The organism is Adlercreutzia sp. CNCM I-6216 (assembly GCF_977113345.1).
Map to the genome: position 1 here is coordinate 270,444 of NZ_CDSBIE010000001.1, position 11,462 is coordinate 281,905.

Sequence of the window (11,462 nt, forward strand, 5' to 3'; positions counted from 1 at the left end):
GGCTGCGTCTCCTCTTAACTTGCACTCGATTGCGTTTAACTTGCAAAGGGACACGGGGTGGTGCTCACCAAGCGAGTTCCGCAGCGACGAGAACAGGACTCAATGTCCTGTTCTCCAAAGCGAGGACTGTCTGAGCGACTGAGCACTACCCCGTGGCCCGCCAATGGAAGACTCGCAACAAAAAGGGCGGCCCCTTGCGAGACCGCCCTTTCGACTTCGGCGCGCGCGACCCTTAGTGGAGGTCGGCGTCCTCCCCAACGATGTTGTGCAGGTCGGGGTCGTACACCAGGCCGCCATGCTCCTTGCGAATGAACATGAGCTTGGTGGGGGCGAAGCCCTCAACATTGGCCAGGTAGATATGGATGAACATGAAGATGATGAACACGTACATGCCGAAGTAGTGGATGATGCGCATGGACATGAGACCGCCCACGAGGTTCGTCGTCGCGGCGAACACGGGCACGTTCATGGTCACGCCCCACAGGCAGAGCCCCGTCCAGAACATCAGCACGATGAGGATCGGGATCAAGAGGTAGCTGATCTTCTGCGGCACGCCGAGCTTGGCGCCCAGGGGATGATCCTTCTTCAGGAACAGGTAGTACTTGATCCACTCCAGGGCCTGATGACGGTTGTCCTTCTGGGGCAGCCAGGTCTTGAAGTCGGTCACCTGCTGGCGCGTGCCGCCGGTCGGCGCGGTCTTCACGAAGAAGGCCATGATGACGCGGGCCACGCAGTTGATGAACAGCACGAAACCGAAGAACAGATGGCAGCCGCGGGCGATGCCCGTGAGGAACGGCAGCACCGGGAAGTGGATGATGATGCCCGACAGGATGAGCATGACCATGGCGATCAGGTTGATCCAGTGGGTCACCACGAAGATAAGAGGGTGGGCCTCTTTGTAGTGAGCGAGATGGGCCATCTTACTTCACCCCCCAAGGGCTGGTGACGGTCTCGAAGTGCTTGCCGGTACCGCGCTCCGTGACATGCACGGCGCAAGCGGTGCAGGGGTCGAAGGAGTGAACCGTGCGCAGGGCGTTGATGGGCTTCTCGATGTCGGCCACCGGAACGCCGATGAGCGCCTGCTCGAGCGGGCCGTGCTCGCCGTCGCCGTTGATGGGAGCCAGGTTCCACGTGGACGGGATGATGATCTGGTAGCCCTCGATCTTACCGTCGACCACCTTCTCGGAGTGGTAGAGCGCGCCGCGGGGGGCCTCCCAGAAGCCCGTGCCCTCGCCGGTGAGACGGGCAGGCTCGCGGAAGTACTCGGAGTCGCCGCCCTTAATGGCCTCGGCGAGCTCGTTGACCCATTCCACCATGAGGTTGGCGATGTAGATGGTCTCGATCTGGCGGATGGCGGTGCGTCCCAGGGTGGACTGGAAGGCGGCCAGGTCGCCCGGCTTGGCGCCGAGGATGCCGAGAACGGCGTCGACCTGCTCCTTGATGAAGGGCACGCCGCGCACGTAGGCCGCGAAGATGCGGGCCATGGAGCCGGCCTCCATGGGCTTGCCGTCGTAGGCGGGGGCCTTCACCCAGCTGTAGCGGTCGTCGACGTTGTACTCGGTGAAGTCCGGATCGGTGACGAAGTACGGCGAGGTGTAGGTCTCGCTGCCCTTGTACCAGGAACGGCCCATGTACTCGGTGATGAGGTTCTCCTGCACGTCCGACGCCTGGAACTGCTCGTCCAGGACGGCCATGGGCAGGTAGCGGTTGAGCATCTGCTCGGTGTAGTTGTCGCCGTAGGGCCAGTCGGGGCCTTCAAAGACGCCCCAGGCGATGTAGCGGCCGCAGCCCTTGCCGAAGGTGAGCACCTCGGGATAGAGCTTGGCGAGCATCACGGTGTCGGCGAGGACGGTGTCGTTGACCCAGTCGCGGACCTCGGTGGCCATGGCGAGCAGATCGTCGAGCTTGCTCTCGGTGGGCACCCACATGTTGCCGCCGGGAATGGAGGTCATGACGTGGGGCATCTTGCCGCCGAGCAGCGCCGCCATCTCGGAGGAGCGGGCCTGCATCTTCAGGGCCTCCAGGTAATGGGAGGTGAGGATCAGGTTCGCCTCAGGGTTGTCGACGTAGGCCTCGCCGCCGTCGGCGTCGAACCAGTTGCCCGAGAAGATGGACAGCTGGCCGTTGTCGGCAAAGGCCGCCAGCTTCTCGTAGAGCTGGTTGAGGTCGGAGTGCAGCGCCAGGCCGTTCTCCAGGGCCACGGCGTAGGCGTCGTCGACGTTGGCCTGAAGCGCATTCAGCGGGTTCACGTAATCGAGAGCCGCCAGGTTGTACAGCCACAGGATATGGCTGTGCAGGAACTGAGCGCCCTCCAGCAGGTTGCGCACGATGCGGGCGTTGTTCGAAATGGTGATGCCATAGGCCTTGTCACCGGCGATCGAGGAGGCATGCGCGTGCGAAACGGGGCACACGCCGCAGATGCGCTCGACGATTTGGGCCGCATCCTCGGGGGTGCGGTTCTGCACGACGAGCTCCATGCCGCGGAAGCAGCCGCCGGACACCCAGGCGTCGGCGACCACGCCGTTCTCGACCTCCATCTCGACGCGGAGATGGCCCTCGATACGGGTAATGGGATCAATAACAGAACGTGTCAAGTCAGCTCACCTCCTTCTTAATCGTTGTTGCGGGGATCGGCGTTCTTATGCAACAGCTCGTCGTCGAGAACCGGGCCGCCGGCGACCGGGTCGGCGTAGGTGCCGATCTCCTGGTCGGGATGCTTGGCATCCCACTTGCGGATCTTCTCGAACGGAGCGCCGCCGTCCATGCGGCCGGAGAGCTTCATGCCGAAGCCGTGCACCACGAGCGCCGCCGCCACGATGCCGGTGATGGTCACGGCGATGGTGGTGGGCTGCAGGCTCAGAGGACCGATGCGCAGGTCGCGCATGCGCTTGTAGAACGGGGTGTTCACCTCGGCCCAGTTGTCGCCCGGGTTGTTCGGGTTGGCCTCGCAGCAGCCGATGCAGGGGGCGCCAGACTGCACGCACCAGCTGCGGCGGTTGTTCCACAGCGTGACGCCGCACAGGGCGCGAGTCTGCGGGCCTTTGCAGCCGACGGGATACAGGCAGTAGCCCATCTCCTCTTCCTTCGAGCCGAATTCGTAGACGAACTCGCCGTTCTCGAAGTGACCGCGGCGCTCGCAGTTGTCATGGATGGTCTGGTTGAACAGATCGCCCGGCATGCTGAACTCGTTCAGACGGTTCACCAGCAGATCCATGTCCTTCATGACCACGACGTCCACGAGCACAGACATGACCCACTCGGGGTTCACGGGGCAGCCCGGGACGTTGACGACCGGCGTGGCGACGCCGACCTTCTTCAGGTACTGCTGGACGCCAAGGGCCTGGGCCGGGTTGGGGGCAGCGGCCATCCAGCCGCCGTTCACGGCACAGGAGCCGACCGCCACAACGGCGTTGGCCGACTCGGCAGCCTCCACAAGGGCCGTGATGCCGGTCTCGCCGGCCACGCGCAGGGCGTTGCCGTCGAAGGCCTCGAGCACGGCGCCCTCGTAGATGAGAATGTAGTTGCCTGCCGCGATGGTCTGGGCCTTGGCCTCCTCCATGGAGTGGCCAGCGGCGGCCGACAGGGTCTCCGAGTAGTTCAGGGAGATCATGTCGAGCACGACCGATGCGACATCGGGAGTCTCCACCTGGGCGAAGGACTCCGTGCAACCGGTGCAGGAAGCACCCTCGATCCAGATGACCGGATACAGGTTGCCGGACGTCGCGCCGATAACAGACTCTTCCAGAGCTTGCGCCACGCGCGGAACCGCGAGCTGGGAGAGCCCGGCTGCGGCGGCGATGCCGGCGCACAGCTTCATGAAGCTGCGGCGGGTAACGCCACGCGAGGCAAGGATGCTGTCAAAGTCTGACATCGTTGCCTGATTTTCCATGCGTACACCTCCTTATAGGTGTCTCGTCTCTCTTACATGCAGGGGTTAGATTATCCGTTCGATCGCCACAAAAGCTGCACAATGGGTCACAAACGGTCAAATCATCTACCAGCGGCGAGAAAATGTTACGCGCTCCCCTGCTGGTAACAAGGCATTTTCGGCGCCGCGCCGTTCGCGCCCGATTTGCGCCGTCGGCGGGAAGGCCCTGCTCGCGCGGCCCTGGCGAGCTGTCGGCCGCAATCCGCTTGCGTGCCCGAATTCGCCAGCGGCGGCAAACGCCTGCGCGACCAACACATGCCGCTTGCGATAGCGCCCTCAGCCGCAACTCCGCTTTGCCGCACGAAAGAATCGCGGGTCGCCCGCTCTCTCGTCTTCGGTATTTGCCGCGTAGATGCCACTTCGACCCAGAAATGGTCGACGGGCCAAAGAAAAAGCACGCGAAAATGCCACTTCGACCTAGAAATGGCCAAAAAGGAAGGTGGGCTCCCGTCCATTTCGGGGTCGAAGTGGCATCTACCGACCACTTGCTCGAAACAGAGAGCAGGGAACGGCCGCTACTCCACCGGATAGCTACCGAACACCTTAACCTCACGCAACTTCAGCCGCAGGCAATCGAGGGCAGTCTGAACGTCGATATCATGCATTGACCCGTCAAGCTCAACGAAGAACATGTAATCTCCCAGCTGCTTTTTTGTCGGACGCGACTGCAGCATCGTCAGGTTGATGCCCGCGTAGGCGAATTCGGAAAGAATCATCTGTAGGGCACCGGGCTTGTCCGCGCGCAAAAAGAGCGCCAGCGACGTCTTGTAGCGCGAACCCCGCAAAAGCTCGGCATCGACCAGGCGACCCACCAATGCGAAAGCGGTCTGGTTCTCGGGGTTGTCCTGTATCGACTCCGCGACCACGCGCGCGCCGTGCAACCGAGCGGCAAGGGGGTTGCAGATACCCGCCGTGGCAGGATCGCCGGCCGCCATCCGCGCGCTTTCGGCCGTTGAGGCCACGGAAAGCGTTGAAACGCCCTTAAAATGCTCCGCCAGAAAGCGGCGGCACTGCGCGATGCCCTGCGGATGGGAGGCGATCCTGCGAATGTCGGATCGAGCGGCCTCGGGATGCATCGCCAGACAATGGCGCACATCGATCACCTCCTCGGCCAGGATAACCGAGTCGGTGCGGAAGGCGAAGTTGTCGAGCGTCGCCGTGACGGGACCTTCCAGCGAATTCTCCTTGCCGACGACGCCGAAGCGCACCGTCCCATCGTCGACGCAATCGAAAACCTCGTCGAAAGAAGCGCACTCCACCAGATCGGGGTCGTCGATGCCGAGACGGGCGGCGAAACGCAAAGCCGCTTCGTTGCAGTACGTTCCGGCAGGACCCAAAAAAGCGATGGAGTTCTCGTAGCTCATGTTAAACCAATCTGTTGTGCGTCATTTGCGATGTCGCGCGCCAATCACTGCGCCACTAATCGCGAGCCGCGTCGCACGTCGCTCGCGATGCTGCATGCCAGAACGCGACGTCGCGTGTTGTCTGCGATCATCATAGCGCGTCGGCGCCCGAACGGCTTTGAAACAGCCCCGTTCCGATCTCTTTCACGTGCTCTTCGGTTGCTGAGCCTTGGGCGAACACGACAGCATCAACAAAGCGTTTCCGGGATGCTTTTCCGGCAAAGCATCCTTCAGGGTACGTTATCCACCATCTCGAAACGACTTTCCACTCTTTCGTCATCTCGTCTACTCTCATTCTCGCCAAATTCGCGTTGAAACCGCATTGATGTCTCGTTAAATTCCCGATTTACCAAGAGTTTTGCACATTATTTCAAATCGTATTGACACGGAATTGAGACCTGGTATCGTGGGCTCATGGAATGCACGCTAGCACATAAAAGCTCCCTTGAACTATGGTCACATATGGCCGAAACCAATGCTGCGCCCACATGCTACGACCGGACGCTCAAGTCCAAGAAGGGCGCCGTCGGCGTTGCGGCGAAGGACGTTGATTTCTGGCTGAATCGAGGAAGCTTCTTCACCGAACCGCTTCACATTGCCGTCGGGTCTCCATCCGAGCGCTGCCGCGTCTTGCGCTGCGTTTCCCACATCGATCGCCAACTCGGCAACAAAGGCACGGTATGGGGAATTGCCCCTAAGCTTGCCACAGTTTCACCGGCAATGTGCCTGGCGCAGTTCGCCGGCGAGCTGCCTCTCGCGCAACTCACTGAGCTCGCATGCGCCCTGAGCGGCAACTACCGCTTCGCCTCCAAACCCGAAGACGTTGTCACCTCGGCAGTACCGCTCACATCGTTGCGAGAGATGCGTGCGTTCCTTCACGCTCATCAACAAATTCGTGGAGCATCGAAGGCGCTCAGGGCCATCGATCTCGCCATCGACCACCTAGGCTCCCCCTATGAGACCATTCTCTACCTGTTTCTCTGCCTGCCCCGCAAGCTTGGAGGCTACGGCCTCCCCAAGCCCGTTGCCAACCAACCGATCGCGCCCAAGTCCCGCGAAGCGCACCTTGTCGCCCAGCACAATTTCTACCCGGATTTATTCTGGCCCGACAAGCAGCTCATCGTCGAATACGACAGCTTCAAGCACCACAGCACGCCGAAAAAGACAGAGCATGACGCCCGGAGGCGTAACGATCTCGAGTCCATCGGCTATCGCGTCATGATCGCCAATCGTTCCATCGTTTCTTCCGCCGCACTGTTTTCCCAATTCGCAGATAACGTCCGCCGTGAACTTGGCGTGCGAAGCCGTCCGGAGACGGCGCATTGCCGAGATAGCCGAATGCAGCTTCGCAGGTTGCTTCTTGCACCCGATTCGATTGCGGAGTTCTGGAGGTAAGTTTCGGAATTCGACAAGTATGCATCGCGTCAATCGCCGAGAACGAATGCAAGCGGGTACGTATCGGAAACATGGCAGGTAGATGCCACTTCGACCCCGAAATGGCTCATCCCCCTCCTATCTTTCTGGCCATTTCTAGGTTAAAGTGGCATTTTCGAGGGATTTCCCCTCAGCAAGTCGACCATTTCGGAGTCGAAGCGGCATTCACCTGCGGATTTTAAAAAGTGCAGGATCGGACGCGTCGGCTGGTGAGGGCAATTGGGCGACTGCGGGGATCGGACGGCTGCGAGAGCGCACCGGTCGGCTAGGGCCGCGACACGCAGGGACGCGTTAGCCGGCGAGGTGCTCGATGAGGATTTTCAGACCGATGAGGATGAGGACGATGCCGCCGGCGATGGTGGCGGGCTTCTCGAAACGCGAGCCGAACTGGTTGCCGACCACGACGCCGACAAGCGACAGCACGAAAGTGGTGACACCGATGATCGCGATGGCGACCCAGATGCTCACACCGAGGAAGGCGAAGGTGATGCCCACGGCCAAAGCGTCGATGCTCGTGGCAATGGCGAGCATGACAAGCTCGCGATAATCGAGGGGCGGGGCGATCGGCGCCTGCCGCGCCGCCTCGGGATCGTCGCAATCGGCGCCTCCGCGGCGCGGGCACGTCGCGCAATCGCGCCCGCACACGCACGGGGAGTCCTCCTCGTGGAAGGCGTCCCAGAGCATCTTGCCGCCGATGAAGGCGAGAAGCCCGAAAGCAATCCAGTGGTCGACGGCGGTGATGGTGCTGGCGAACAGCGAGCCTGCCGCCCAACCGATAAGCGGCATGAGCGCCTGAAAGCCGCCAAAGAACAGGGCGATCACCAGCGCATCGCGCCAACGTATCTTCCGCATGCCGAGACCTTTGCAGATGGCCACGGCGAAGGCGTCCATGGAAAGCCCGACACCCGTCAGGAACAACTCGATGAAACCCACAGCGAACCCTTTCTTCCCTCAGGGGGTCAACGTATCGTTTTCCTCGCGGAAGAAGCCCTCGGTAAGGAGGTCGGCGACGATGGAATCGAAGAGCGGCGGATCCACCTCGGGACGACCGGCAGCGAGCTCGGCCGCGTTCAGGTCAGCGAGCACGACCGCGCGGAAGATGCCCTCGGGGGCGGCCAGCACGCGGCGGGTGATCCAGGCCCGCTTCTGACGGCGGGAGCCTTCGAAGGCCGACTGGCGGCTGTGGCCGGCGCTGCGCCGGGAGGGGTTCGGCACCGTGGCCTTCAGATGCGCGCCGTAGTCGAGCAGGCCGTAGTACCAGCGGCGCGGGTCGGCTGCGGCAGCCGGGTGGAAAGCGGCGGCCTCGACCAGGGGCAGAAGCACCTTGTCGCTTACGGCCTCCTCTTCGGGAAAGAGCTCGTGCAAGAATACCGAGCGCACGTTGGTCTCCAGATAGACGGCCGGCCGCTGATAGGCGAAGGCCACCACCCCCGCCGCTGTGGCCGGACCGATGCCGGGCAGCGCCAGCAACCCCTCGTAGGTCTCCGGAAGCCGACCGGCCCCCTCGGCGGCGCACCTGTCGGCCGTGCGCTTGAGCGCCAGGGCGCGACGGTTGTAACCGAGGCCCTGCCACAGCTCGAGCACATCGGGCACAGCGGCGGCCGCCAGGGCATCCACCGTGGGAAACGCCGACAGGAACCGCTCCCAGAAGCGGCCGACGCGCGCCACCTGGGTCTGCTGAAGCATGATCTCCGAGACGAGCACCGCGTAGGGGTCGTCCACGTGGCGCCAGGGCAGGTCGCGGTACAGCTCGTCGCCGCGAGCGAGCATCGCGGCCACGAAGTCATCGAGAGAGACGCCCTTCTCGATCCAACAGCTGTTTCGCCCATTGCCCTTGCTCATCAATAATGACACCTCCCTTTCGCATTCCATGCAAACAACCCAGAAGACAACGATCGACGTTACGATGCGTCAGCGAAAACGCGACCAATTCGCGCGACAGCCGCCCTTCTGGAAAGCGTCGCGTCGCCCTAATGCGCAGCCATTCGCTCGCCCCTGGCTGCACTTTGCCGCAGACAAAAGGAGCGAGGTCTGAGACTTCGCTCCTTCTCATTCGCTTGCGCAGCCCGGCTATCCCACCAAGTCGTTCAAATCGCCCAAGGAGGCGGAGAAGTCGGAGACGACGAGGCGCTCGAGCTCGGCGTACTCGGCGGAATCGAGCGGCTGGTAGGCGGCGAGCTTGTCGAAGAGGTTCTCCCGGGACACCGGAATGTAGCGGCGCTCCACAAGGCCCTGCTTGTAGGCTTCCTCGATGGCCTCGCGGGCCGCCATGTAGATGTCGTAGCGCGGCAGGTTCGCCGAAAGGCGCACCAGCTCGTCGCGGCTCACCGATCGGATGGAGGGATGGTCGCGAGCGATATCCATCCAAATGTCGGCGCGCTCCTCAGCGGTGGGATAGTCGATATCGACGCAGGTGAGGGGGAACAAAAGCTCCGTGAAGAACGGATCGATGGCCTCGAGCGACGAGGCGGAGGCCAGCACGTAGACGTCGGGGTTCTCCACCGCCTGGCGGATGAGGTTCACCGCCTCCCGCGCGCCCCGGGACATGGCGGCCATGAAGAAGCCCGCCATATCGTCGGCGGCATCGATGACCGGCGCTCCCCACAGATCGAGATCCTCCAGCACCAGGATGCCCGGGCCCGCAAAGCCGTGGCGCAGGCTAGCGAGCTTCTCGGCATCGGTGGCCTGGGCGCTGACGCAGAGCATGGGCACGCCTTGGAAGGTCTCCTCCATGCGCATGCGGATGGCCGGTAGTCCCAGCTCCCCCACCGTGGCCAGCATGAAGCGGCTCGCATCCTCCCGGGCCGGCGAGCAGAACAGGAGGCTGTCGACGACCGGCATGGCGTCCAGCCCGTGGCGGGAGTTCAGCATAGCGACGAAATCGTCGAACTCGGGAGTGCCGGCCAGGCCCACGCCCAGAGAGCGCATGCGCGCCACGGCGGCGCCGTAGCCGGAGATGCTGTCATAGGAGAAGATATCGACGGGCTGGGAGGCCTCCTCCCCCGCCGGAGCGGCCCCCGACGGCGCCGCCAGCGCCTCGGCCTGGGCCATGGCCGCGTCCTCGCCGTGAACGGCGGCGGCCATCATCGGCCCCACCATTTCCATGAAGTCGCCGGAAAGGGCCTCCGTCATTTCCATGAGATCGTCGCCGGAAAGACCGATGCCCTCGAGACGCTCCATGGCGAGCACCTGCAGCTGCTCCACACAGGCCTGCACTTCGTCGTCGGACAGGTAGGGCTCGAGCCGCTCGAAAATGTACTCGGCCAGAGCGCGCTCCTTGGTGGAGCAGGCCACGCGCCATGCCTGCTTGAGACCCATGATAGCGTCCTCGGAGGGGGCGTCGCTTTGCTCGGCGGCCTGCTCGAAGGCGGCCAGGTACAGATGGAGTCCGAGGCGCGCGTCGCCGGCCTCGCAGGCGGCCACCGCGCGGGACAGGTAGTTTTCCGGAGTGCCCGCGCCGTCGTCGCGGGAATTAGGGGATGTGTTGATATTCTCTAACATGGCCGTTACCTCTCAAATGCTGGGGGCTTTCAGGGCCCCGATCGTGTTCTGCCGCCATTTTATCGTACATAAGTACGATTGCCAAGAGCATTTTCGTATTTCGCGGGAGAAAATTTATCGGCCGCCGCGCCACCATTGCGCCCCGCTACCGCGCACCACCGCCGCTGCCGCCGCACGACCGCTGCCATCCCCGCTTCGCAACTATCCTCGCGCGCCCTACCATTCCAAGATATCGTAGCCCTGGGCGTTGGCCGTGCGCGTAAGGGGCCGATCCGGCGTGACCGCGTAGGCGCTCTTTGCAGCGGCCAGCATGGCCCTATCGGAATGATGGTCGCCGTAGGCCCAGGCGAGCTCCCAGCCGTCCGCGCCGAACAGCTCGTCGCACAGGCGACGGAGCACCACCACCTTCTCGGGGCCCTCGATGGGCTCGCCCTCCACCTCGTCGGTGTAGTTGCCCTGGAAGTCGACCCTCATGCGCGTGGCGATGGCGTACTGGATGGGGCGGCGCTCCATGGCCGCGGCGATGATGGGCTCGAAGGTGGCCGACACGCACACCACGGCATGCCCCGCCTCCTCGTGGGCCGCCATCTCGGCCTCGGCATCGGCGCGAAAACGCCGGTCGATGACCTGGTCGTAGAAGTCGCGCAGAAACCCGTTCACCTCCGCGACCGGCCGCCCCGCGAACGCGCGGAACACCAGCCCCCGCACCCAGGCCTCATTCTGGGGCAGGCGCGTCTTGTAGGCGAAGGCCCAGCTGAGAATGCGGGCCACCACCGAGGGCGACAGCATGCGCCGGCGCACCAGATAGCGTACGAGCATGACCGGCGAGTTGCCATGGATGCACGTGCCGTCGAAATCGAAGGCCGCCACCTGGACTTTCCCCTCGGCGTTGCGCGCAATCGGCCCGTCCATGAGTCGGACGGCGCCCAAGGCGTCGGGGGTCACGCGGCGCACCCCGGCGGGAAGCGGCCCGGTCTCGCCGCGAAAAGCCGCATCGTCGGGAATTCTCACATAGGTGCTCGCCTGGGGCATAATCACTCGCTCGTCCTCCAGCTGTGCGGTCAGGTTCGTCAAAATTTGCCTCGCCTATGATAGCCGACCCGGCACGACCCCGCCCGTCCTGCGACGTTTCTGCAGGAAACTTTTACGGAATTGAAGGAATGGAGCCGTCTCGTCGAAGAACGGCTTCGCGCCTG

9 protein-coding genes are annotated in these 11,462 nt (G+C 63.3%); 1 reads left to right on the plus strand and 8 read right to left on the minus strand.

The annotated features are described in order from the left end of the window. Window positions 1–232: 232 nt before the first annotated feature. The 4 genes from ACYVRU_RS01140 to pheA form a co-directional block, all read right to left on the minus strand. Window positions 233–919, minus strand: a complete 687-nt coding sequence (locus ACYVRU_RS01140) for a cytochrome b/b6 domain-containing protein (RefSeq protein ID WP_114548413.1) — start codon at window positions 917–919, stop codon at window positions 233–235. 1 nt (window position 920) lies between these two features. Then, the gene (locus tag ACYVRU_RS01145; protein WP_022740096.1) at window positions 921–2,594 is read right to left on the minus strand and encodes a nickel-dependent hydrogenase large subunit; all 1,674 of its coding nucleotides are present in this window, start codon (window positions 2,592–2,594) and stop codon (window positions 921–923) included. A 17-nt stretch (window positions 2,595–2,611) separates the two neighbouring features. Then, window positions 2,612–3,889, minus strand: coding sequence for a hydrogenase small subunit (locus ACYVRU_RS01150; protein WP_288220061.1), 1,278 nt, complete (start codon window positions 3,887–3,889; stop codon window positions 2,612–2,614). A 554-nt stretch (window positions 3,890–4,443) separates the two neighbouring features. After that, the gene (gene pheA, locus ACYVRU_RS01155; protein ID WP_114540044.1) at window positions 4,444–5,292 is read right to left on the minus strand and encodes a prephenate dehydratase; all 849 of its coding nucleotides are present in this window, start codon (window positions 5,290–5,292) and stop codon (window positions 4,444–4,446) included. 501 nt (window positions 5,293–5,793) lie between these two features. Here pheA and ACYVRU_RS01160 point away from each other — a divergent pair. After that, window positions 5,794–6,726 carry a DUF559 domain-containing protein gene (locus ACYVRU_RS01160; RefSeq protein WP_161128419.1) on the plus strand — a complete coding sequence of 311 codons (933 nt, stop codon included), beginning with the start codon at window positions 5,794–5,796 and terminating at the stop codon, window positions 6,724–6,726. Between the two features lie 330 nt (window positions 6,727–7,056). Here the strand turns inward: ACYVRU_RS01160 and ACYVRU_RS01165 are convergent, their stop codons facing one another. From ACYVRU_RS01165 to ACYVRU_RS01180, 4 genes are all read right to left on the minus strand, one after another. Further along, window positions 7,057–7,698 (minus strand): manganese efflux pump MntP, encoded by a 642-nt coding sequence (locus tag ACYVRU_RS01165; protein ID WP_302383284.1) that lies wholly within the window; start codon window positions 7,696–7,698, stop codon window positions 7,057–7,059. Window positions 7,699–7,716: 18 nt separating this feature from the next. Beyond that, window positions 7,717–8,607, minus strand: coding sequence for an HhH-GPD family protein (locus tag ACYVRU_RS01170; RefSeq protein WP_461185622.1), 891 nt, complete (start codon window positions 8,605–8,607; stop codon window positions 7,717–7,719). Window positions 8,608–8,835: 228 nt separating this feature from the next. Next, window positions 8,836–10,266: an ATP-binding protein gene (locus tag ACYVRU_RS01175; protein WP_223900319.1), complete on the minus strand. Its 1,431-nt coding sequence runs from the start codon at window positions 10,264–10,266 to the stop codon at window positions 8,836–8,838. 216 nt (window positions 10,267–10,482) lie between these two features. Further along, window positions 10,483–11,340, minus strand: coding sequence for an HAD family hydrolase (locus ACYVRU_RS01180; protein ID WP_223900318.1), 858 nt, complete (start codon window positions 11,338–11,340; stop codon window positions 10,483–10,485). Window positions 11,341–11,462: the final 122 nt, after the last annotated feature.

What these genes read in the sequence shown, in the direction of transcription:
- ACYVRU_RS01140 (WP_114548413.1), bottom strand. Translation starts at nt 919, where the DNA reads ATGGCCCATCTCGCTCACTACAAAGAGGCCCACCCTCTTATCTTCGTG.
- ACYVRU_RS01150 (WP_288220061.1), bottom strand. Translation starts at nt 3,889, where the DNA reads ATGGAAAATCAGGCAACGATGTCAGACTTTGACAGCATCCTTGCCTCG.
- pheA (WP_114540044.1), bottom strand. Translation starts at nt 5,292, where the DNA reads ATGAGCTACGAGAACTCCATCGCTTTTTTGGGTCCTGCCGGAACGTAC.
- ACYVRU_RS01160 (WP_161128419.1), top strand. Translation starts at nt 5,794, where the DNA reads ATGGCCGAAACCAATGCTGCGCCCACATGCTACGACCGGACGCTCAAG.
- ACYVRU_RS01170 (WP_461185622.1), bottom strand. Translation starts at nt 8,607, where the DNA reads ATGAGCAAGGGCAATGGGCGAAACAGCTGTTGGATCGAGAAGGGCGTC.
- ACYVRU_RS01175 (WP_223900319.1), bottom strand. Translation starts at nt 10,266, where the DNA reads ATGTTAGAGAATATCAACACATCCCCTAATTCCCGCGACGACGGCGCG.